Origin of the sequence: Pseudomonas frederiksbergensis, assembly GCF_035751725.1 — a bacterium.
Lineage (GTDB): Bacteria > Pseudomonadota > Gammaproteobacteria > Pseudomonadales > Pseudomonadaceae > Aquipseudomonas > Aquipseudomonas frederiksbergensis_A.
Genome location: NZ_CP142104.1, coordinates 2,414,631 through 2,436,584, shown reverse-complemented (window position 1 = coordinate 2,436,584; position 21,954 = coordinate 2,414,631). Strand labels below are relative to the sequence as shown.

Here is a 21,954-nt window from a genome sequence, read left to right as displayed (position 1 = left end):
AACCCCCTGCCCGAGAGACCCTCTTCTGGAGCGTAGATCATGGCGGGCAAGGGTGTATCGCGATTGGCCAGAATGTTTTCGGATCCAAGCCAATCCCCGGCCAGGGAGGTCACCAGGGATTGGAACGAATGGCCTGCTAGCCGAATTGCTCCGGGGCAGCTACGCCCAGCAGTTGCAGCTCGGCAAAGGCATCGTCGCCGGAAGCAAAAATAAAGTTGTTGTCGCTCAGTTCCGAAGCCACATTGCCCTCCAGGGTAATCTCGAATCGGCGCCCTTCTTCATCGGCGTCGTAGCTTTTCAGGTAGGTCCGCTGGCCGTCTTCGCTGACAACCGCTCGCAGCGATGTGTAGTAACCGCTCCAGAGTTCGGTGAAACCCAACGCCGACACATCGATCTTGTCGGTGAGCGGATTGAAATCGGTGATCCGATCCTGGAAGTTACCGTCCGCCGTGCGGAAGCTGTCCTCGAGGGAATCGTAGCGAAATACATCCGAACCCTCGCCGCCACTGAGCACGTCACGTCCCAGCCCGCCATCGATGACATCGTGCCCATTGCCGCCCGAAACGACATCGTTACCGGCACCGGCGAGTATCTCGTCGCCGACTACCGAGCCCACCAGCCGGTCGGCTGAGTCCGTCCCCTGGACCCGTTGCGGCGCGAATACCACATTGGTTTCATTGAGGGCGTCAGCCAGGTCACCGTCCAAGGCCAGTTCGAAACGATGGCCCTGCCAGTTCGCTTCGAAGCTTTTCAGATAGGTTCGCGTCCCTGCCTCATTGACCTGCACCGCCAAGGTTCCGTCCAATCCATTGCCGAACCCGCTGAAACCCAGCGACGTCAAGTCGATGCGATCCAGGTTGGCGTCGAAATCGGCGATGCGATCGCTGACCACCTGGCCGTCGATACGATAGCTGTCGCCGATCACGTTGATCCGAAAGACATCGGCACCGGCGCCGCCCTCCAGCACGTCCCGTTGCCCGGCGCCGTCGAGCAAGTCGGCACCGTCATGACCGCTGAGTCGCTCCGGGACATAGCTGCCTGACAGGACATCATCGCCCTGCGCCCCATCAATGCGCGGCAAGACACCTTCAAGGGCGCCGAACGTGGTGTCGAGCGTGCCGTCGGGGTTGAGCCGGATGAGGCTGAAATCAGGGTTGCCGAAATAGGTGCTCTGCCCCGCCACGAGGATTTTCCCGTCCGCCAGTACGGTGATGTCCCGCGCCATATCCCGATCCCCGGTCAGGTCAAGCACCGCTACGCCGGCATTGCCGAAGCTGGTGTCCAGCGTGCCGTCCTGATTCAGCCGGATGATCTTGAAATCATAACCGCTGCCCTCTTGTTCGCCGCCACCGGCCAGCAGGATCTTGCCATCGGCCTGGACTGTGACGGCGGCCGCCAAGCCTGCCACCTGCGTGTCGGCCAGGCCGTCCGTGCCGAAACTGCTGTCCAGGCTGCCGTCGGCATTCAAGCGCGCGACCACCATCTCGCCGTTGTAACCCGGCACCAGTAATTTGCCGTCCGCTTGCAGCGTGAATCCGTACCCTTCCAGCGCGCCAATGTCCGGGATGTTGAATTCGATGGCGTTGCCGCCATTGAAGGTCGAGTCAACCGTCCCGTCGGCATTGAGGCGACTGACCGAAAAAAGATTCTCATAGCTGTCACGATTCGACACGAGGATCTTGCCGTCAGGCTGTACCGTGGCACTGGCATAATCGCCCCAAGTCGCCGGCACGATGGCTTTGCCGTCGATACCAAACCCCTGGTCCACGGTACCGTCGGTATTGATCCGGATCATGGCGATGCCGGACGTGAATTGCGGATAGACCAGCAAATATTTCCCATCCGGCTGCACGGCCGCGCTGTAGCCTTCCCCCGGGTAGATATCGTGGGGAAGCTGCGTCTTGCCATCGTCGCTGAAGGTCGTATCGGGGGTGCCGTCGGCGTTGAAGCGCATCAGCGAGGTCCGGTAGCCTTCGTTTTCCCAGCCCTTGTCCACCCCGGTCATGCCCGCCAGCCATATCTTGCCGTCCGGGGCCACCGCGATTTTCTTGCTGTCGTTGTAGCCGTCAAGGTCGACGAAGGTCTTGCCGGTGCCCGCTCGTGGGGTCAATCCTGCGTTGCTGTCTGCGTTGTCCATGCTGAGCCTCATGTGTCGATGGGGAGCTCCAGAAAATTTCGCACCTTACAAAATAGCCCCTCATGCCAGCTTCGCCAGTTTTGGATCCATCAGCACAGCACCCTTTTCAACCCTCACACTTTCTCCATCAGTTCACCTTGCACGTCCGCCACGCCATGCAGCAATTCGATCACCCAGTCGATGAACACCCGCACCCTGGGCGACAACTGCCGATGCGGCGGATAGACCACCGAAATCGGCCATGACGGCACCGGATGTTCAGCCAACACTTGCACCAGGCGCCCCTCGGCCAACTGCCGCTGGACGTGATAACGCGGCGCCTGGATCAAGCCGAGCCCCGCTTCGCAAGCCGTCACGTAGGCGTCGGCGTTGTTGACGGTCAGTTCGGACGGCAACTGCAGCTCGCGCACCTGCCCCGCCACCTCGAACTCGAACGGAAAGAAGCGCCCATTGCCGGCGGCAAAACTAATGGCGCGGTGCTCGGCCAGTGCTTCAAGTCGCTGCGGCGTACCTGCGCGAACCAGATATCCCGGGCTGGCACAGGTCACTTGATGCAACCGCACGATCGGCCGCGCTACCAGCGCCTGGTCGACGATAGTGCCGGCCCGGATGGCGCAATCGACACCTTCGCGTTGCAGGTGCACTTGGCGGTCGTGGAAACCCAGGTCCAATTGCAGCTGCGGGTAGCGCCGATAGAACGCCGGCAGGTTCGGCACGATCCAGGTGCAGCCGAAGGCGATGGGCATGTCCACGCGCAAGGTGCCCCGGGGTTGGCTTCGTTGCGTGGAAACCGAGTTCTCCAAATCATCCAGCTCGTCCAGCAATTGGCCGCAGCGCTGGTAATAGGCTTCGCCATCGAGGGTGGCGCGCACTTGACGGGTGGTGCGCTGCAGCAGTTGCACGCCCAAGTGACTTTCCAACTGCTGGATCAACAGGCTGACGGTGGCCCGAGGCAACCCCAGGTCATCGGCTGCCCGGCCAAAACCGCCCAGTTCGACGATGCGCCGGAACACTTGCATTGCCTGTAATCGGTCCATGGTTTTCGGCTCATTATTTAGAAATGACGAATAGTTAAACCATAATCCCTGGCTTTATCCAGAAAACCGATTTGCGGAGACTGATCACGTCCTCTAAACCCAAAGGAAGAATTGCATGATCACTCGCCAACTCGGCCACCAAGGCCCACACGTCAGCGCCATCGGCCTGGGCTGCATGGGCATGTCTGACTTCTACACTACCGGCGCGGATGAGCGAGAGGCGATCGCCACGCTCCACCGCGCCATCGAGCTCGGCGTAACGCACTTCGACACCGCCGACATGTACGGGCCGTATACCAACGAAGAGCTGCTTGGACGGGCCTTGCGCGGCAAGCGTGAAGGGATCTGCCTGGCAAGCAAGTTCGGCCTGGTGCGCAGCGCCGATCCACACGCCAGGGGCGTCAATGGGCGCCCCGAATACGTTAGGCAATCGGTCGACGGCAGCCTCAAGCGCCTCGAAACCGATTACCTCGATCTCTACTATCAGCACCGTATCGACCCGCAGGTGCCAGTCGAAGAAACGATTGGCGCGATGGCTGAGTTGGTCAAGGCCGGCAAGGTCCGCCACATCGGGATTTCAGAGGCCAGCGCCGAAACCATCCAGCGTGCCCATGCCGTGCATCCCCTGGCGGCGGTGCAAAGCGAATATTCGCTGTGGTCCAGGGAGCCGGAACACAACGGCGTGCTCGAAACCTGCCGGCGCCTGGGGATCGCTTTTGTTGCCTACAGCCCTTTGGGGCGTGGCTTTTTGACCGGAGAACTGAAGACCCCGGATGATTTCGCTGTCGACGACTATCGGCGTTTCAACCCACGTTTCCAGGCTGACAATTTCTATCGCAACCTTGAGCTGGTCGAACGGGTCCGGGCCATGGCCGAGCAGAAACACATCACTGCCTCGCAATTGGCCTTGGCTTGGGTGCTCGCCCAGGGCAGCAACGTCACCGCGATCCCGGGCACCAAGCAGCGCCGATACCTGGAAAGCAATGTCGCCGCCGCCGGCGTTCACCTGAGCAGCGATGACTTGAATCATCTCGACGCTATTTTCGCCCCCGAAGGCGCCGTGGCGGGAGAGCGGTACAGCGCAGAGGTGATGACCTTGCTGGACGGTTGAAGGCACGTTAAACAGACTGCGACAGGCCCGTAGCCGATTGAATCGGTTTCAGGTCATCGAGATTCGTCGACTCACGCCAGCAGTTCGCTGATCCACCGGACCTGCTGTGCGATTTCCTCCACCTTCTCTTCGGCCACGGCCTGCTGCGCCCGGGTGAAACTGGCCAAGGTCTTTTGCTTGAGGCGCAGCATGCGTTGCCATTTGGCGAGGAATACCGGGCTGCGGGCCTGTAGTTGCAACGGACCGAAGTACAGCTGCTCGGCGCTGTACCGCACTGGTCCGTCGCGCTCGGCGACAATGATTTCGTAGTAGAAGCGGTTCTCCTGCAATACCTCTTCGTGCTGGATGCGGTAGTCGTTGTCCATCAACCATCGCCGCAGGGGCTGTTCGCCGCCGTTAGGCTGGAGGATCAAGCGTTCCCCGCCGTTCAGGTGACGCTTGCCGCTGTCGAGAATGTCGCGAATCGTCTCGCCGCCCATGCCGCACATACTGATCGCCGTGATGCCGTCCGCCGGCTCGATCGCTTCGAGGCCGCTGGCCAGGCGCACGCTAATTTGTTCGTCCAGGCCACTTTCACGCGCCGTGCGTTCGGCCGAGCGAAACGGCGTCAACGCCACCTCCCCCGCCACCGCCGCCGTGATCACCCCACGCTTGATCAATGCCACCGGTAAGTAGCCGTGGTCCGAGCCGATATCGGCCAGGCGCGCCCCTTTCGGCACGAGCCCCGCCACGCGTTCAAGGCGCATGGACAATGTCTGTTCGTTCAAGCGTGCGATCCTGTTTTCTGTCGCCCATATGGCGACTGCCTTGGCGAGGCTTGGCATGTTACCAGTGGTGGAAGGTAAAAATTGTCAGCACGTGATTGGGTCTATGCTTGTCTTGGGTTCGCCAGCAAGGGCGCACCGTCCATCAGGAGAACACGTGAAGCATTCGATGCCTGCCGCAGCGCTGCTCTGCCTGTTGCTCGGTTCAGCGACCGCAGACGAGCAGTATCAGGTCGTCACTGAGGAATGGGCGCCCTACAACTATGTAGAGGATGACCAGCTCACCGGCATGACCACGGAAATCGTCCGGGCCATCATGACGCTGACCGGCGATCACTTCGAAATCTCGGTGCAACCCAGCATGCGCGCCACGCAGGTATTGAAGAACCGGCCCAAGACCATCATGTACTCGCTGTTCCGCACACCGGAGCGCGAGCCGTTGTACAAATGGGTCGGGCCGATTGTCGAAGAATCCATCCACGCCTACCAGCGCGCCGACTCGCCACCGATCGATACCCTGGAGCAACTGCTGCACGCGCCGCAGATCACCACGCGACACGCGGGCCTGGTGCCACAGACCTTGCAGTCGCTGGGGTTCAAGAACCTGGACAAGAGTGCGACCGAAAGCAGGCTGCTCTACCGCATGCTGCTGGCCGGACGAACTAGCATCATCGTCGGCGACACCGCTGCCGGAGTGGCGTACTACAGCCGCCAGTTGAACATCCCCCCGGGCATGTTGCGCAAGATTCCCATCGAACTTTACCGCTCATCGCTGTACATCGCCTTCAGCACCGACAGCGACGACCAAGTGATCGCCGCGTGGAGCAAGGCGCTGGAACAACTGCGCCGGTCCGGAGAGTTGACACGCATCCAACGGCGCTATGAGTAACCTGCCAAACCCTGAAATGACTCGCTCGGATCAAGGCTCGCCGGCGATGCGCCTGACCCTGTGGCAATCCCATGGCTGCAGTTTCTGACCATTCGACGCGCGGACCTCGATAGGCATCAGCGGCTCGCCCGACGCGTTGTCCAGCAGTACAGACCGCGTTTCCTGCGCGCTGAACAGAAACCGTTCGCCCCACTGCCGCAAGCTGACCACGATCGGGAAAATCTCCTGGCCTTTTTGCGTCAGGACATATTCCTTGTAGGCACTTCCGTCCGAGGCGGGCTGCACGTCGAATACGCCGACGTCGACCAATGCCTTGAGGCGCGATGCGAGGATGTTCTTGGCGACGCCCAGGCTCTTCTGGAACTCGCTGAAGCGGCGGATGCCATCGAAGGCGTCGCGGATGATCATGAGTGACCAGCGGTCGCCGATGATGTCCAGTGTTCGGGCTACTGGGCATTCGCTGTTCGGGGAGGGGGTGGTTTCTGACATTGTGGTTCCTGGTTGTTTGCGCTGTTTTGTTCGTGTGTATATCCCCGGCAGAAAAAACCCGCGCCACCGGAAAGATCCATCGCAGCCCCATCAAACTAGTTGCAATTCAAAACCTAATCAAGCAAGACTCCAATCAGGTTTTTATTTGCAACCAGATTGGAAGGCGCACATGACCGCATACACCCCCCCAAGCCAAGGCCTCTCACCCTCTTTAACAACCCTTTTCTCCATCACCTGCGCACTGGCAGTCGCCAACGTCTACTTCGCCCAACCGCTCCTCGCCTCGATGGCCGAAAGCCTGGGCGTCGCTCCCGCCGCGATCGGCATCGTCGTCACAGCGACTCAACTCGGATACGCACTGGGATTACTTTTCATCGTCCCGCTGGGCGACAAAACCAACGGCAAACGGCTCATCCTGACCCTGGTAACGTTGTCAGCAATCGCACTGGCAGCCGTCGGCGCATCCCAGCATTGGCTCGTCCTGCTGGGCGCCATGATCATGACCGGCTTGCTCGCTGTCGTCGTCCAGGTGCTCGTGGCCTACGCCGCCGTGTTATCTGCGCCAACACGCCGTGGCCAGGCCGTGGGAACCCTCACCAGCGCGATCGTGCTGGGCATACTTCTGGCGCGGTTCATTTCCGGATTCATTGCCGACCTCGCAGGCTGGCGCGCGGTCTATCTTGTGTCGTCGGGACTGATGCTGATCATCGCGACCGTATTCTGGAAAGTGGCTCCCACCACCGCGCCGCCGCGTAATCGGCAGTCCTACCCGGCGCTGATCCGCTCACTGTTCCAACTGTTCATGACCGAACCGCTATTGCGGACCAGAGGCCTGTTCGCGCTGCTGATCTTCGCCGCATTTTCCGTACTGTGGACGGCTATGGTGCTACCGTTGAGCGCCCCGCCGCTGTCGCTGTCCCACACCGCCATCGGCCTGTTTGGCCTGGCCGGGGTTGCCGGAGCGCTGGCGGCCAGGAGAGCCGGTCGCTGGGCCGATCGGGGTTTGGGACACCGCGTGACCGGCGTGTCGCTGGGGCTCCTGGTGCTCTCATGGCTACCTATCTCGTTCGCCGAAAGCTCCCTGATCGCCCTGGTCTGCGGCGTGGTCCTGCTCGACTTCGCCGTACAAGCCGTGCACGTCACCAACCAGAGCCTGATTTTCGCCGCACGTCCCGACGCGCAGAGTCGCATGGTCGGCGCCTACATGTGCTTCTACTCGATCGGCAGTGCGCTCGGTGCTGCCGCCGCGACCCAGGTCTATGCACGCTGGGGCTGGATCGCAGTCAGTTGGCTGGGCGGGTTGATCAGTCTTGGCGCGTTGGTTGTGTGGGCTGTTTCGGTCTATCGGGCCCAGCCAGTCGCTCGCTTATCCTGCCCTACACGATCTTGCACATCAGGCCGTCCCAAGAATAGCGTCAGGGGCACGGAGCGCTAAGCCCCCAGGCTACATAAAGCCTTTGCCTACAGCCGAAAACGCTGCTGCATGGCCTCGCCAAGCAGATCGATCGCTTCTTCGGTATATGAGGCTTCGGACCGCATGAATACCACCTCATGGTCCGGGATCACCGGTAGATCACTGAGGATCCGCATATCCTTCGTCACGCGGCCACGGTCGATCAGGCTGATCGCCAAACCGGCTTCCACGCACGCCTTGACGGCCTGGTTCGATGGGCTTTCCAGGACGATTCGCACCCTGCGCCCGCTTTGCCGGAGCGCCTGCAACATGACTTGGCGATAAGGGCATTGCGGCGCATGCACGGCTAGCGCAAGGGGCTCCGTCAGACTCGCGGATGCGTGTATGGCCGCAACCCAGACTGGCGTGGTGGTGACCAGGACCTCCCCGGCCTGCCGTTGACCTTTCGGCAGGGTGAGCACGGCCGCTTGGAGCTTGCCGCGCTGCACCTGTTCACGCAGCGCATAGCTGGGCGCGGTCTTGAGTTCCAGGATCACGTTGGGCCAGGCTGCCGTGAACGTCGGGAGAATGTCGCGAATGACGTGGTCCGCATATTCGTCCGGCACGCCGAGCATGATGCGTCCCGCCAATTGTGTGCCGTGGAGATCGGCGAGCACACGGTCGTGGGTCGCGAGCAGCTCCGTGGTGGAAATGAGCAAGCGCTTGCCCAGGGCAGTCAGGGAGACCGCCTGATTGTCACGGTTCAGCAAGCGCCCCCCGGCGACGGCTTCCAATCGCTGAATGTGGACGCTCACCGCCGCCGGACTTTTATGAAGCTGCTGCGCCGCGCCGCTGAACTTGCCCAACCGCGCGACCGCATGAAAGGTCCGGATCAGCTCGATATCCAGTATGGCTGTCATGGTTCAACCTTTTTGAACAACTGCTGCATGATATTTTGATTTATTAGATTAGGCTGCTTTCGTAGCCTGTGCTCATGAACCCGACCAAATCGATTACTTGCGCGTCCTCGCCCAGCGGCTGTCAGTTGGTTCCATTGCCCTTGCTCGAAGCGGCACTGCTGGTGGCCTGGAGCTCAGGCTTCGTCGGCGCGCGATTTTCCCTTGATTACGCGCCGCCATTGCTGGTGGTGTTCTGGCGCTGCGTTCTGGTCACCCTTTTGCTGTTTCCCTTTGTCGCAAGAGAACTGCGGCAGATCTCGCCGATGACGTTGGTGAAAAATGCCGGCATCGGCCTGCTGGCGATGGCCGGTTATCTGGCCGGCATTACCCAAGGCATTGCCCTGGGCGTGCCGGCAGGCCTGGCGGCGTTGTTCGCGGACCTGCTGCCGATGGGCCTGGCACTGTTGGCCGCCGGTTTGCTGGGACAACGCATGGCGCCGCGAGTCTGGGCAGGTCTGGTCATTGGTTTGGCAGGCGTTGCCCTCGGCACCCATGGTGCGTTGGCCTGGGGTAACGCACCCTTGTGGGTTTATGGGCTGCCACTGCTTGGCATGTTGTCGCTCGCTGCCGCGACCCTGTGGCAAAAGCACCTGCCCGCTTCGCAATCGATGGGCCTGTTGCCTAACCTCTGGCTGCAGTGCTGCGTGTCGGGCGTGGCCTTCGCCCTGATCGAAGGCTCGCAGGGCAGCTTGGCACCGATCCCCAGCACAGGTTTCGCAGTGAGTGTGTTGTGGACTGCAGGGTTGTCGACGGTTGGCGGATATGGACTCTATTGGTTGTGCCTGCGCCGCGCATCGGCCACGCGTGTTGCCAGCGTCCTGTACCTGAGCCCGCCCATAACGATGGTGTGGGCCTGGGCAATGTTCGATGAGCCGTTGTCGTGGCAAATGGCGTTGGGGATGGCGGTGTCTGCCGTCGGTATCTGTATGGTTGTGCGCGAGGAAGCACGTGAGGCGCGACGCAGAAGACCTCACGGAACGGCAGCCGAGTCGGAGACTGTCGGTTAAGTCTTCACATCGAAGCTTTTTACGATGGCCACGAAGCCGTCCTGCGAGGGGATTGCGTTTCAGCGCATGAAACAATCACGAGAAAGCCCGGGCACACCGTGCACCGGGCTTTGCAAAGCGCAGGATCAAGCCGGCTGCTTAAGCGTGTCGTACGCCTCCAGCGACCGCAGCGAGTAAATATACGCAGCACCCGCATTCAACGAGATGGCGGTTGCCAGGGCGGCGGCGACTTCCTCGCGGCTGGCGCCGGCCTTGATCGCCGCATCGGTGTGCACGCCGATGCAACCGTCGCAACGCGTGGTGATCGCCACGGCGAGGGATATCAATTCGCGGGTCTTACCATCGAGCACGTTGTTTTCGCTGGCGGCTTCGCCAAGGGCCGTATACGCCTTGACCATTTTCGGGTTGCTGCGGCCAAGGGCACCAAAGGCTTTCTGGATGGTGGGCAACAATTCGGACCAGTTATTGAACATGGCATTAACTCCTGAGTGGGTTGGGTGTACTGTTTCAACGCCCTCAGTTTTCCACCTGGGCGTGGGTCGGGTTTGTTCGATCCGCTCAGTTTTTTTCGCGAAGCGCTCAAATGAATGCCATCGATAAACTCATCAGCCTGGCGAACGTGCGCGGCAGCCTCGACCTGCGTTGCCAGTTCGAGGGTGACTGGGCCCTCGATCATGAACAGCAAGCCCTTGGCAATGCGCCCTACCACATCGTGCTTGCGGGTGAATGCCGGGTGGAGTTCCCCGACGGCCAGCGCTTGCCCATGCGCGCCGGCGACATCCTGTTGTTGCCCCGGGGCGCCCGGCACATGATGCACAGCCCTGGGAAAATCGTGGCCCCGACCTCACCCAAGATCATCAGCGGCGACACGCTGCCAATCCATCGCATCGGCGGTGCCAGCGCGGAACTGGATATGCTCTGCGGTGGATTTCACTTCAACCGCGCCTCGCTGTTGTTCGCGTCGTTGCCTGAGTATCTGGTAATTCCCAGCGGCGCGCTGCCGGCCAACGGACCATTGCCGGCACTGGTCGATGTCATTCGCGCCGAAGCGGAGGGGAACAAGGTCGGCGCGCGCTTGCTGCTGGATGCGTTGTCGCAGGCACTGTTCACTTTGATCCTGCGGGCGCACCTGGCGAACCACGGCCAGGACAGCGGCTCGTTCGCACTGCTGGGAGACAAGCGCCTTGGCCGCGCGTGGCAGGCGATGCTGGATGATCCTGCCCATGAGTGGACGATACAAAGCCTGGCGGACCTGGCGAGCATGTCCCGGGCCAACTTCATGCGGGCATTCGTCAAAGTGGCGGGCGTCTCGCCGTGGGTACTGTTGACCCAGGTGCGCATGGAATTGGCGTTCAGCCTGCTGAGTCATTCGCATCTGGGCTTGAGCGATATCGCGGTACAGGTGGGCTATCAATCCCAGGCAGCGTTCAGCAAGAAATTCAAGGAAATCTATGGCGAGGCGCCGGGGCGCGTGAGACGGGCGTTATAACCCGCCTGCATCGCCGAGTATCAGGCTTCGAGTATCAAAGGCTCGCTGCCCTGGGCCGGTACCGCGCAACAGATCAGCACTTCGCCGTCAGCCACGGGCTCGGCCGGCCGGGTCAGGTAATGCACCTGACCTTGGGTCATGCGGGTCTTGCAGGTGCCGCATGAACCGCCGCGGCAACTGAATTCCGGGTTCAGGCCGCGGGCCTCGGCCAGCTCGAGCAGCGTCCCGCTGTTCGGCTCCCAGCGGGCTTCCTTGGCTGAGCTGGAGAACAGCACTTTCACCGCTTCGGTCGCCGCCGGCACTTGTTCGGCCGCCGGTACGCGGACCTCGATATCGCGCACCAGCGTGGACGGGCCGAAGGTTTCGGCGTGAATGCGGTCATCCGGAATGCGCAGCGTGCGCAGGCCATCGTACACCGCCTGGGTAAAGGTGCCCGGACCGCACAAGTAGTAATCGTAGTCGTCCAGTGGCAACAGTTGCTTGAGCAGCGCCACATCGATCCGGCCGGCCACGTCGTAGCCTTGCCCAGCCTTGCCGTCGGTAGGCGGTTGGCTGACCAGGCGCAGCACTTTCACTTTGTCTCCCGCACGCGCCACCAGCTCATCGATTTCTTCGCGAAAGGCCAGGTCGACCACGTGGCGGGCGCTTTGCACCAGCCAGACTGGACGCATGCGGCTGATGCGTTTCCCTTGATAGACCACCTCGCGCAGCATCGACAGCAACGGCGTGATGCCGACGCCCGCCGCCAGCAGCACCAGGGGCCGGCGCTCGGCGGGATCCACGGTGAAATGCCCTTGGGGCGCCCGGGCCTCGATATCGTGGCTCGCCTGGATCTGTTCATGCAGGTGCGAAGACACCACGCCGTCGCGCTTGACGCTGATGCGCAGGAAATCATCCGATGGCGCGCTGGACACGCTGTAGGTCCGGATCGACGGCACGTCTTGGCCCTCCAACCGCACCCGCACGGGCAGATGCTGTCCGGCCTCGAACCGGGGCAGGCCGGCACCATCAGTGGCTTGCAGGTAGAACGAACGAATATTGTGGCTTTCATCCACCACCCGGGTGACCTGCAGCGCACGCCAATGGGTGCGCAACGCCTCGGCCTGCAAACGCTCGGCGGTCTGCTCCCAACTGCCGGTCATCAAGGAATTGGGCGAGTCACCCGCCTCCTCGTCTTTCCAGCGCAGAGGTATCGCCGCCGGCCGGTGGACAATCCGATGCGGGGTAAAACGCAACAACCGTTCGGCGCCCTGGAACGCGGCAATCTGCGGGTCGTCCAGCAGCACCTGGGCCGAACCGCTCATTTGCAATAAGTCACCGGTTTGAAAATCGACGAATACCAACCCAGCGCGAGGGTTCAGCAGGATATTGCCCAGGGTGTTGAAAAACAGGTTCCCGGAGAAATCCGGGATGGTCAGCGTCCCGTCCTCGTCCATGCGCACGAACCCGGGCTTGCCGCCACGATGGGAGGCATCGACCTGCCGCTCGCCGTCACGTACCACGTAGGTGGCGATGTAGAACGAATCGGATGCCGTCACCAGCCGACGAACCAACGGGTCGGTTACGTCAAGTTCACGGGAGACGGCCGGCTGTTCATCGACGAAGCTGTACTGGCGCAGGTTGATGTAGCGCGGGCAGTTGCCATAGGCCTGGCTCACCGAAATCTCCAGGCCCTGGTCGAGCTGGCGGCGCACCACACCGTTCATGCGATTACGCCGACGGGTGTGCAACTCGATACCCAGCATGCCGATGGCATCGCCCTCGCCCAGGCCTTCCTCGGCCGGGTCCTCGGGCCGCGGATCGAAATGGATGTGCAGCGTTTCAGGGTCCGGTGAGTTCATGAAACCGGGCTGCCCGGTGCGCAGGGTCGCCCAGGCGTCGCCCTGGCTATCGACCGCCCCCAGCACCACGAACGGCAATTGTGCGTAGAACTCACGGTGCTGGTCCGGCATCCAGGTGCGCGCCAGTTGCCGCTGACCGACACCGGCCATCATCTCCACCGCCCCGACGGAGCGTTGCAAGGTCAACTCACCTTCATGCCAGGGGGAAGATTGTGCTTGGGTGGCTTCGTTCATCAGCTACTCCTCGCGCCCCCGGCTTGGCTACGGGGTCAGTGCGCTGTGGTCAGGGAGGGTCCATCACACCTTTGGCGAACGGTGTATGAGGTGGAGCCATCTTCTGCCCAAAGCGGCGACGCAGGAATACGCATGGACTGAAATCCACTGTTTCATAAAATGGAATGGCCCGCCGTGCCGGGGCCTGGACCCGCGTGACGCTAGATGCGCCAGGCAAAGTCCTGGGTCAGTTGCTCGGCGGCAATGCCCCGGCCCTTGTCATAAATGACAATCGCCAGGCCTGGGTTCGAGCTGGCCGTTGTCGAGGGTGTAGTTGTCGAGGATCGAGCGAAACAGCTGCGCCACGATGGGCAAGGACCCTCTTGGCCTCCCCCCGGACGCAGCCGCCAACCTCCTCAGCCGACCCAGCCAATCGCCGTTTTAGGAATGACTTCCGACTCGTCGAGCTTGGACGCGAACATGCTCACCGCCTCCAATGCATCGGTGGTCCCGGCCCTGATCTGCACGATCACCGATCCCGCCTGGTCCGCCAGGGTCACGCCGCGTAGCGCGCCCTCGTGCGTAACGCTCATGCTGGCGACGGCATCGCGGGTTTCAGAAAGGATCATCCCGATCATCTCGGCGATTTCCGAGGTCGAGCGACTGGTGCGCCCGGCCAGTTGCCGGACTTCATCGGCCACCACCGCAAAGCCCCTGCCCTGGTCACCGGCCCGCGCGGCCTCGATGGCCGCGTTGAGCGCCAACAGGTTGGTCTGGTCGGCGATGCCGCGAATGGTATTGACGATGGCGGTGATCTCTTCCGAGCGCGCGCCCAGTTGCCCGACCAGGCGCGCGGAGGCGCCGATGTTTTCGGCGATCTGGCGCATCTCCTTGGCGGTCTGCTGGATCACTTGCGCACCCTGTTCGGCGACGCGCTCGGTCTCGGAAGAAATGTGGTAGGCACGGGACGCGCCGCGTGAATCCTCCTCGAATTTTTCCACCCGTTCGGAGATGTCACTGGCGAACTTGACGATCTTGCTCAGTTTGCCGTCCGCGTCATAGACCGGGTTGTAGCTGGCTTCCAGCCAAACCACCTTGCCGTGTTTGCCCAGGCGCTTGAACTGGCCGCTGAAAAACTCGCCGGCATTGAGACGCCGCCAGAAATCGCTGTATTCCGAACTGTTGATCAGGCTCGCTTCGCAAAAGAGTCGGTGATGCTTGCCTTTGATCTCCGCCAGCGAGTAATTCATCGTGTGCAGGAAGTTGTCATTGGCGGTGAGGATATTGCCGCCCAGGTCAAATTCGATCACCGCCATGGCCCGATCCAGTGCGGCCAAGCGACCGCGTATCTCCGCATCGCTCGCAACCCGGGCGGTGACATCGAGCGCGTATTTCACCACTTTGGAAACCTTGCCCTGCTCATCCAGGACCGGGTTGTAGCTGGCCTCCAACCAGACATGGCGGCCATCGCAACTGATTCGCTGGAACGTCCCGGAAACGAATTGACCGGCTCGCAGCCGGTCCCAGAACTCCCGGTATTGGGCACTGCCGGCCAGCGCCGGGGTACAGAAATTGCGATGGGACAATCCCGCCAACTGATCTTCACGGTAGCCCATCGTGTTCAAGAAGTTTGCGTTGGCGCGAAGCACCTTGCCGTCGGGACTGAACTCGATCACGGCCATCGACCGTTCCAGCGCTCCGACCAGTCCCTTGTAGGTTTCCAAGTCGGCCGTCCTGGCCGTCAGTTCATTTTTTAATGTTTTATTAAACATGACGTACCCTCGACGAACCCAAGAGAATCAACCGGACCTCAAATGGCTATCGGCGAATAACTGGGCGGCTGTAACGAATCGAGGGAATTATCTTTTGACGTCAAGCAAGCCTATATCGGCTTATTTGAGCGGTTATCGCCAAAGGAAATAGAGGCACCGCGACAAAATGCTGGCCGCCCTTGTCTGCCGGACACACCGCCCATAGATTAGAGTCCATGTCTCGACGCGAGCCATAGCGCAAATGTGCTATGGCTTCGTCCCAGGATCAGTGCATTCAAACGATAAGGTACGTTCATGAGCCAAGCGTCTTACGTTCCGCCCAAGGTCTGGAAAAACGAAGCCCCCTCGGGTGGCCACTTCGCCAGCATCAACCGCCCTGTAGCCGGGCCCACCCATGAAAAAGACTTGCCGATCGGCGAGCATCCCTTGCAACTCTATTCGCTGGCGACGCCCAACGGCGTGAAAGTCACCATCATGCTCGAAGAGCTGCTGGCCCTCGGGCACACCGGCGCGGAATACGACGCCTGGCTGATTCGCATCGGCGAAGGCGACCAGTTCTCCAGCGGCTTTGTCCAGGTCAATCCGAACTCCAAGATTCCGGCCCTGCTGGACCGCAGCGTCGAACCGACGATCCGTGTGTTCGAGTCCGGTTCGATCCTGCTGTACCTGGCGGAAAAATTCGGAGCCCTGTTGCCCGCCGATCCGGCCGGCCGCACCGAAACCCTGAACTGGCTGTTCTGGCAGATGGGCTCGGCGCCTTACCTGGGCGGCGGTTTCGGGCATTTCTACGCCTACGCGCCGGAGAAACTGGAATACCCCATCAACCGCTTCACCATGGAAGCCAAGCGCCAACTGGATGTCTTGGATCGTCGCCTGGCTGAAAACCGATACCTGGCGGGCGAGCAGTACACCATCGCCGATATTGCGGTCTGGCCATGGTATGGCCAACTGGTTCGGAACAACGTGTATTCGGCGGCCGAGTTCCTTTCCGCTCATGAATACACCCACGTGCAGCGCTGGGCCGAGGAAATCGCCAACAGGCCCGCGGTCAAGCGAGGACAACGCGTCAACCGAACCTGGGGCGATGAGGCGAGCCAGCTGCCGGAGCGGCATCGGGCGCAGGATCTGGACTAGTCGAGGCGCAACGCGTGGCGAGGGGATTTATCCTCTCGCCACAAAAGCTTTGCGAGCAACCATGAAGTCAGCTAGCTGGCCCTACCAGCGCACTTTCAATCTGCACACCGGGCATCATCGACTGCAACCCCTCGATCAACCTGTCACCCGCCTCGGTCAGCGCTTCGAGCGGCATTGCCGGCAGGCTTTCGAGGATGAACCACATGTGCTGGGCCTGCGCATCCAGCCGCGTCCTGACGCCCTGTCGCCAGTTCCAGCGCCGGCACGTCACGCCCTGGTCGTCGCGCCAGACCACTTCGCCGGCGTCCGGAAATTCATGGGCGGGTGCGCCTTCCTTCATGGTGTCGAACGGTTCGCAGCCCTCGGCGATAACGAGTCGCGGCGAGCCAACGTACGCCTCGATATTTTCGCCGCCGACAGGGATCGCATACTCGATGCTGATGGCGTTGTAGAGATCCACGACCGGATCCAGGCTCGGCACGCTGCCGTCACGCAGCACGCGCTTGCGCAACGCTTCGGCCGAACATGGTGTGCGTTGCGGCTTGGCGCCGAACAGTCGAAACGTGTCTGCCCACTGCTGCAAATGGGCCTCTCCCCAGGCAGGCCCACCCGCCAGCGCCGACTGGCAGGCTCGATCCAGGGCCGTACGGGCGGCGTCCGGGTTGGTGAGCGGCGCAGCCTGCACCACGATGCTCAGGGCCCTGAACCCGGGCGCCAGCTCGGCAACGGCTTGGTCGATCAACGGCAGTACTGACAGCATCAAGGTTCTCCAGCGTTGCAAATGGGTTTTCATGCTAGTCATCGCCTACGGCCAAAGTCAATATATCGACTTTTATGGTCGGTATAAGCCCGACGAACTGATTGACGACACCGCCGGCAACGGTCGAGAATCACCGCACTCTCTTTCTCATGATTCCTTGATGATGACCTTGAATATCAATATATCGACCACGCCTGGCGCCGATGCCCACGCGGTGAGCCTGGCCGTTGCGCGCACGCTCAAGCAGGCGCGCAAGGCTCAGAAAATCACCCTGGACGAACTGTCCCGGCGCTCGGGCGTGAGCAAGGGAATGGTGGTCGAGATCGAGAAATGCACGGCCAACCCGAGCATCGGCATCTTGTGCAAGATTGCCGCGGCGCTGGGCCTTTCCGTGGCCGACATCGTTAATGTGGCGGAGCCCCCTTCGGCCCACATTATCGACAGCCGGGATATACCCACACTGTGGAACGGAGAATTGGGAGGCACAGCGCGCCTGCTCGCCGGGACGAGCGGCCCGAACATGATCGAACTGTGGCGCTGGGAGATGTTCCCGGGCGAATCGTTTTCTTCAGCCGGACACCCCCAAGGCACCCTTGAGTTGTTCCATGTCGAGAAAGGCACGCTCAAATGCGTGGTGGGAGAAACGGAGCTGGTGATCCCCGCCGGGAGCTCGGCGGTGGCGAGGACAGATGTCCCGCACGCTTATTCCAACATGGGCAGGTCGAAGCTGATCTTCACCATGTCGGTTGCCGAGATACATCAATAGCACACCAGGTGCCCATCGCCGCAAGGACGACGGGCACGTTCGCGCGATCAATCGTAGAACGGCTCGACCAAGGTACGGCTACCGACGAAAAAGCTGTCCGCCACCAGGCGCAGCGGTTGCAGGTCCATGTCGCAGGCCTTGTCATTGATCAGTTGTTGGAAGTGCCGGTACACCGCCGCGTACTCGCCCTCCTCCGACACGGCCTGGCGCACACCGTCGATGCTCAACAGCGCACCGCCATTGTCGAGCCGCAGGACGCCTTCGGTGCAACGAATCTCGATGCTCCAGAGTTCATCATGACCATGGTCGAAATCGAATTCCGCGCGGATATCGAGATGGCCTGGGTCGGACATCTTGATGCTGGCGGCAATCGGCGACTGGCAGTTATCGGGAACGCGCAGTTCGGCCGACTCGACAAACAATGACAGCGGCAACAGGTGAGTGGCGATCGACAAGGCATTGATGCCCGGATCAAACACGCCCAGGCCACCGGGTTGCCAGATCCACGCCTGGCCCGGGTGCCATTTGCGTACGTCTTCCTTCCAGTCGATCCGGACGCTTTGCAGCGTGCGGCTGGCAAGCCAGTCGCGGGCGGCCTCGATGCCGGGCGCGTAACGCGAATGCCAGGCGAACAACCCGCTTACGCCTGCCGCGTGCGCCTGGTCCACCAGCGCCATCGCCTCGCCCAACGTCGCGCACGGCGGTTTCTCCACCAGGACGTGTTTGCCGGCCTCAAGCGCCTGCCGCACTAGCGCGAATCGGCCTTGCGGCGGCGTGCAAAACGCGATCGCATCGACGCGTGGACCTTTCTCCAGAAGCGCCCCCAGGGACTCGAAGTTCTCCACTGCGGCGCAGGGCTGTCCTTGGGTCGCGACCGCCACCAGCTCGAAAGCAGGGTTGGCGCGGATAGCGGGAACGTGTTGATCCTGGGCAATCTTGCCGTAGCCCACCAGACCGAGACGGATCGGTTGCATCGATGACTCCTGACTTTTGTACTTGTGATGGGCCAGCAAACTAGACGTAAAACGCTCGGCGGACAATGGGCTTGTCACCCATTGCTGCGTCTCACGCCTTGGCGGGGGCCGTCATGACCTTGGCGATTCGCGCCAGGAAAGGATCGAGTCGCTCACGCGGCGCGTCATGCTCGACCACCAGCGCGGTGACTTCTTCACAAGACGCCACCTGGTAGTGCGCAACGCTGGACAGCTTCTGGTTGGTGACCGCCACGACCACCTGACCGCTGGCCGCGACCACCGCACGCTTGAACTCGGCGTCATCCAGGCCAAACGCCGTGACGCCGTTGTCAGGGTCGATGGCGCAGGCACCGACAAAGCACAAATCGAAATTGAACTGGCGCAGTTGCTGGACAGCCGCCAGCCCGATCGCGCCGCCCGTAACCGGGTTCAGGCGCCCGCCCAGCAGAATCACCTCGGCGTTGGGCAGCTTCATCAGCTCCACCGCGATCAACGGCGAGTTAGTGCTGAGCGTCAAGCGCAGCCCTGGATCGATGGCGCGGGCAATGGCCAGATTGGTCGACCCGGCATCGAGAAAGACGTGCTGACCGGCGCTGAGCAGCGACGCCGCCGTCCGGGCAAGGTTGCCCTTGCGCGCCGGATCCTGGTGGATTCGGACGTCTATGGGGGCTTCGGCCGCCGGCAAGCGAATCGCGCCGCCATACACGCGCTTGCACAAACCCGCCGCCGCCAATGCGCCGAGATCGCGCCGGATCGAATGTTCGGAGACGTTGAATTCACTGGCCAGGTCGGCCGCGATCACCCGGCCGTAGCGGGCAAGGCGTTCACTGATCAATCGTTGGCGTTCGCCGGGGAAGACTTCAAGGGGACTACTCATGGCCGTTACAACCTACACAAACGAGCACCAATGGACATAATCGAGCACACTATGCCTTTGGCGCCTACGGGTCGTCAAACCTCGTTCCAAAAAGGACGGGCTCGGCCTGCTGTGATAAAACTGGCGCCGCTGGCATTCGCTCGGACACCTGCAACCCGGACTGGCGTTGTGACTCTCCTCAGCAAAACAGGATGTGACCGTGGACAAGGACACCATCAGGATTCGGACCCTGCAAGAAAGTGATGCAGAGGCGTTGCTGGCATTCGAAGTGGAAAATCGCACTTGGTTCGAGCGCCATATAGACGCGCGCGACACGGTGTTCTATTCGACCAGAGGCGTCTGCGACCACATTGACGATTATCTGTCCGGCCTCGCCGCCGGGACTTGGCACCCCTTTGTCATAGAGGGCGCCAATGGAAAGATCATTGGACGAGCGAACCTCAAGGACATCGACACCTCTGGGCGGTCGGCCGAAGTTGGCTATCGAATCGCACAAGAAGCTTGTGGGCAAGGACTCGCGACACTGGCGGTTCGGCATTTGATCCAGCAGGCCCAGTCCCACTGGCACCTCGGACGGCTGCTTGCCAATGTCTATGCCGAGAATATTGGCTCGGTAAAAGTACTCCAGCGCTGTGGTTTCCTGGTCGATCAATCTCGACGCGAGCAGAGCGGGCGTGACGACTGGTACAGCCTGTCAATCTAGCTGGGGGAGAGTCGCTCGGCTCGATCCCCTTATCGTGTCGATCAACCACATCCTGAACGCCTCGACCTTTTTCGTGTGGGCTGTTTCGACGCATGTCACCAAGTAGAAACCGAGATCGGACTTCAACCTCAAGTCAAATGGCGCGACCAGTCGACCAGCCTTCAGGTCGTCATCGATGTACGTCGAGCGGCCGATGCAAACGGTGCTCAAATGGCTGCCGTTTTTCGCCATCGACATCGAGGATTGGCCGTCGCTTGCGTCGTACGTGGCGCGGATCGAGACGCGACCCAGCGTCATGGCCGCGATCGAAGCCGAGGCGAACGCCGGTCGAGGCTGATCATTGAGCCATGAACGGATAATGCTCGATACGACAAGGATGTTCGTTGCCGTCGCCTTTGCAGATGCCGTCCAGGTAGCGGTACTTGATCCTGATCGCCTGGCCTTTCGCGGGCCATTTGCCCCGGGCAAGCGTGGCCTGGTAGTCAGCGGTTTCCGGGATGAAATTGATCACGGCGCCCTCTTTCGGACACTCCACGTCGGGCGAGGCCGGGCGGGTTTTCAGAACCTGGGCCCGGAGGCCAGGGTACGGCTGCTTCACCACCTCAGTGACCTGCAATTGCATGTCGCAAATCTGCCAGGTCGCGGCGTGCACCGGGGCGCATAGGGCGGCGAGCGTCAGAATGAGGGGCATGGAGTGCGCAGGAAACAGATTCATCTCAGTCCTTTTTTGTCGATGGTGGCTTCGCATGGGCCATCCTCTCACACCAAGGCAAACAAGACTCTACCGACAAAAAAAGCCCCGCGACCGAATACGGTGCGGGGCAAAGGGAATTGGTTGGTTGCGGCCAACCAAAGGAGCACGGGCAAAGCGTTACGGGCCGGTCAGATGCACTCCTGGGCGGCGCGTTCAAAATTCGATGGCAGGAGATTGGATGCCAGCAAATGCCGGTCATAGATGAACACTTTCCCGCCATCGCCGGCCTTGTAGGCTTCCAGCACGTTGTCTGCGGCGATCTTGCTCGGCACGACGATGCGGTAGCTGCGCTGGGTCTGCGAGACCATCGGGTTCAGCGCGCTGCCTTGCAACTTCGGCACGACGCACTCAGCGTATTCGGCCGGTGTCTTGCTGGTCTGCAAGGTCAGGGTCGGATCGTTCGGCGCCGAGGCACATCCCGCCAGCAACAACGGCGACAAAGCAACGGCAAGGAAAAATAAAGGGCGCATGTTCAAGTCCTGCAGTGTTGGGCTGCGTTTCGATGGGGCTGATTCTCCAATGATCGCCAGCAAAGCAGAACTTGCATTTCGTAATGGTCACTATTACTGATGGCAATAGTTGCGAGCCTTGAAAAAACGGATGAGGCATTTTGATGAGAACATTTGATCTGATTCGCGGTGCGGTATTGCCCGACTTCCGGGAGCGGGTGGCTGAATACCTGGCCCAGTACGAAAGCGTGCTGTTGGACAACGAGCTCAACCCACAACTCAAGCGGGACACGGCCAACCAACTGCGCGGTTATTTGCGCGGCTTGAACACTACACGGGTGCTGGGCATGGCAGATTGGGAGGAGCTGGATCGGCGGGTCATGAACACATGGCTGTCAGGCTGAATGGCTGCCCCCTAGCGGGAGCAAGCTCCCTC

General features: G+C 61.3%; 22 protein-coding genes and 3 pseudogenes. 10 read left to right on the top strand and 15 right to left on the bottom strand.

Annotation, left to right across the window (positions count from 1 at the left end):
* Nucleotides 1–136 precede the first annotated feature (136 nt).
* Together VQ575_RS10975 and VQ575_RS10970 are read right to left on the bottom strand one after the other, a co-directional pair.
* Nucleotides 137–2,137, bottom strand: a complete 2,001-nt coding sequence (locus VQ575_RS10975; protein ID WP_325919634.1) for a M10 family metallopeptidase C-terminal domain-containing protein — start codon at nt 2,135–2,137, stop codon at nt 137–139.
* Nucleotides 2,138–2,250: 113 nt separating this feature from the next.
* A complete protein-coding gene (locus VQ575_RS10970; protein ID WP_325919632.1) occupies nt 2,251–3,174 on the bottom strand; it encodes a LysR family transcriptional regulator in 924 nt (307 codons plus the stop codon).
* A 115-nt stretch (nt 3,175–3,289) separates the two neighbouring features.
* On the opposite strand from VQ575_RS10970, the gene VQ575_RS10965 reads away from it, so the two are divergent.
* Nucleotides 3,290–4,285, top strand: coding sequence for an aldo/keto reductase (locus VQ575_RS10965; RefSeq protein WP_039591279.1), 996 nt, complete (start codon nt 3,290–3,292; stop codon nt 4,283–4,285).
* A gap of 71 nt (nt 4,286–4,356) precedes the next feature.
* On the opposite strand, the gene VQ575_RS10960 is transcribed toward VQ575_RS10965, so the two are convergent.
* On the bottom strand, nt 4,357–5,052 hold the full coding sequence (locus VQ575_RS10960) for a tRNA (adenine(22)-N(1))-methyltransferase (protein ID WP_325919631.1): 696 nt from the start codon (nt 5,050–5,052) through the stop codon (nt 4,357–4,359).
* A 154-nt stretch (nt 5,053–5,206) separates the two neighbouring features.
* Here VQ575_RS10960 and VQ575_RS10955 point away from each other — a divergent pair, with 154 nt between their 5' ends.
* Nucleotides 5,207–5,938: a substrate-binding periplasmic protein gene (locus VQ575_RS10955; RefSeq protein ID WP_411829945.1), complete on the top strand. Its 732-nt coding sequence runs from the start codon at nt 5,207–5,209 to the stop codon at nt 5,936–5,938.
* A 30-nt stretch (nt 5,939–5,968) separates the two neighbouring features.
* Here the strand turns inward: VQ575_RS10955 and VQ575_RS10950 are convergent, their stop codons facing one another.
* Nucleotides 5,969–6,427, bottom strand: a complete 459-nt coding sequence (locus VQ575_RS10950; protein ID WP_039591285.1) for a winged helix-turn-helix transcriptional regulator — start codon at nt 6,425–6,427, stop codon at nt 5,969–5,971.
* 169 nt (nt 6,428–6,596) lie between these two features.
* Between VQ575_RS10950 and VQ575_RS10945 the strand changes: the two genes are divergently transcribed.
* Entirely contained in the window at nt 6,597–7,862 is a 1,266-nt protein-coding gene (locus VQ575_RS10945) for an MFS transporter (RefSeq protein WP_198723236.1), read from the top strand.
* A 26-nt stretch (nt 7,863–7,888) separates the two neighbouring features.
* On the opposite strand, the gene VQ575_RS10940 is transcribed toward VQ575_RS10945, so the two are convergent.
* Nucleotides 7,889–8,740 (bottom strand): LysR family transcriptional regulator, encoded by an 852-nt coding sequence (locus tag VQ575_RS10940; protein ID WP_325919630.1) that lies wholly within the window; start codon nt 8,738–8,740, stop codon nt 7,889–7,891.
* A 74-nt stretch (nt 8,741–8,814) separates the two neighbouring features.
* Between VQ575_RS10940 and VQ575_RS10935 the strand changes: the two genes are divergently transcribed.
* Nucleotides 8,815–9,786 (top strand): DMT family transporter, encoded by a 972-nt coding sequence (locus VQ575_RS10935; RefSeq protein ID WP_325919628.1) that lies wholly within the window; start codon nt 8,815–8,817, stop codon nt 9,784–9,786.
* Nucleotides 9,787–9,911: 125 nt separating this feature from the next.
* Here the strand turns inward: VQ575_RS10935 and VQ575_RS10930 are convergent, their stop codons facing one another.
* Nucleotides 9,912–10,259: a carboxymuconolactone decarboxylase family protein gene (locus tag VQ575_RS10930; protein ID WP_039591292.1), complete on the bottom strand. Its 348-nt coding sequence runs from the start codon at nt 10,257–10,259 to the stop codon at nt 9,912–9,914.
* Between the two features lie 110 nt (nt 10,260–10,369).
* Between VQ575_RS10930 and VQ575_RS10925 the strand changes: the two genes are divergently transcribed.
* Nucleotides 10,370–11,275: an AraC family transcriptional regulator gene (locus VQ575_RS10925; RefSeq protein ID WP_039591294.1), complete on the top strand. Its 906-nt coding sequence runs from the start codon at nt 10,370–10,372 to the stop codon at nt 11,273–11,275.
* Between the two features lie 20 nt (nt 11,276–11,295).
* Here the strand turns inward: VQ575_RS10925 and VQ575_RS10920 are convergent, their stop codons facing one another.
* The 4 genes and pseudogenes from VQ575_RS10920 to VQ575_RS27215 form a co-directional block, all read right to left on the bottom strand.
* A complete protein-coding gene (locus tag VQ575_RS10920) occupies nt 11,296–13,350 on the bottom strand; it encodes a 2Fe-2S iron-sulfur cluster-binding protein (protein WP_325919626.1) in 2,055 nt (684 codons plus the stop codon).
* 261 nt (nt 13,351–13,611) lie between these two features.
* Nucleotides 13,612–13,707: pseudogene (locus VQ575_RS27225) on the bottom strand (hypothetical protein); the annotation flags it as partial.
* Between the two features lie 38 nt (nt 13,708–13,745).
* A pseudogene (locus tag VQ575_RS27220) lies at nt 13,746–14,222 on the bottom strand (methyl-accepting chemotaxis protein); the annotation flags it as partial.
* Between the two features lie 111 nt (nt 14,223–14,333).
* A pseudogene (locus tag VQ575_RS27215) lies at nt 14,334–15,011 on the bottom strand (PAS domain-containing protein); the annotation flags it as partial.
* A 384-nt stretch (nt 15,012–15,395) separates the two neighbouring features.
* On the opposite strand from VQ575_RS27215, the gene yghU reads away from it, so the two are divergent.
* The gene (yghU, locus tag VQ575_RS10910; protein ID WP_325919625.1) at nt 15,396–16,235 is read left to right on the top strand and encodes a glutathione-dependent disulfide-bond oxidoreductase; all 840 of its coding nucleotides are present in this window, start codon (nt 15,396–15,398) and stop codon (nt 16,233–16,235) included.
* A gap of 67 nt (nt 16,236–16,302) precedes the next feature.
* Here the strand turns inward: yghU and VQ575_RS10905 are convergent, their stop codons facing one another.
* Nucleotides 16,303–16,995, bottom strand: a complete 693-nt coding sequence (locus tag VQ575_RS10905; protein WP_045156147.1) for a B3/B4 domain-containing protein — start codon at nt 16,993–16,995, stop codon at nt 16,303–16,305.
* A 31-nt stretch (nt 16,996–17,026) separates the two neighbouring features.
* Here VQ575_RS10905 and VQ575_RS10900 point away from each other — a divergent pair, with 31 nt between their 5' ends.
* Nucleotides 17,027–17,761, top strand: coding sequence for a helix-turn-helix domain-containing protein (locus tag VQ575_RS10900; RefSeq protein WP_230633464.1), 735 nt, complete (start codon nt 17,027–17,029; stop codon nt 17,759–17,761).
* 47 nt (nt 17,762–17,808) lie between these two features.
* On the opposite strand, the gene VQ575_RS10895 is transcribed toward VQ575_RS10900, so the two are convergent.
* Nucleotides 17,809–18,735 carry a Gfo/Idh/MocA family protein gene (locus tag VQ575_RS10895; protein ID WP_325919624.1) on the bottom strand — a complete coding sequence of 309 codons (927 nt, stop codon included), beginning with the start codon at nt 18,733–18,735 and terminating at the stop codon, nt 17,809–17,811.
* Nucleotides 18,736–18,826: 91 nt separating this feature from the next.
* Complete coding sequence (locus tag VQ575_RS10890) at nt 18,827–19,612, bottom strand: DeoR/GlpR family DNA-binding transcription regulator (protein WP_039591304.1); 786 nt, start codon at nt 19,610–19,612, stop codon at nt 18,827–18,829.
* Between the two features lie 199 nt (nt 19,613–19,811).
* Between VQ575_RS10890 and VQ575_RS10885 the strand changes: the two genes are divergently transcribed.
* Both VQ575_RS10885 and VQ575_RS10875 read left to right on the top strand, forming a co-directional pair.
* Nucleotides 19,812–20,315, top strand: a complete 504-nt coding sequence (locus tag VQ575_RS10885) for a GNAT family N-acetyltransferase (RefSeq protein ID WP_198723246.1) — start codon at nt 19,812–19,814, stop codon at nt 20,313–20,315.
* Nucleotides 20,316–20,490: 175 nt separating this feature from the next.
* Complete coding sequence (locus tag VQ575_RS10875) at nt 20,491–20,652, top strand: hypothetical protein (RefSeq protein ID WP_325919915.1); 162 nt, start codon at nt 20,491–20,493, stop codon at nt 20,650–20,652.
* Here VQ575_RS10875 and VQ575_RS10870 read toward each other — a convergent pair whose 3' ends face one another.
* The gene (locus tag VQ575_RS10870; RefSeq protein WP_325919623.1) at nt 20,653–21,006 is read right to left on the bottom strand and encodes a hypothetical protein; all 354 of its coding nucleotides are present in this window, start codon (nt 21,004–21,006) and stop codon (nt 20,653–20,655) included. It lies immediately after the preceding gene.
* 191 nt (nt 21,007–21,197) lie between these two features.
* Nucleotides 21,198–21,539, bottom strand: coding sequence for a hypothetical protein (locus tag VQ575_RS10865; RefSeq protein ID WP_039591311.1), 342 nt, complete (start codon nt 21,537–21,539; stop codon nt 21,198–21,200).
* Nucleotides 21,540–21,682: 143 nt separating this feature from the next.
* On the opposite strand from VQ575_RS10865, the gene VQ575_RS10860 reads away from it, so the two are divergent.
* Nucleotides 21,683–21,922, top strand: a complete 240-nt coding sequence (locus tag VQ575_RS10860) for a hypothetical protein (protein WP_045155777.1) — start codon at nt 21,683–21,685, stop codon at nt 21,920–21,922.
* Nucleotides 21,923–21,954: the final 32 nt, after the last annotated feature.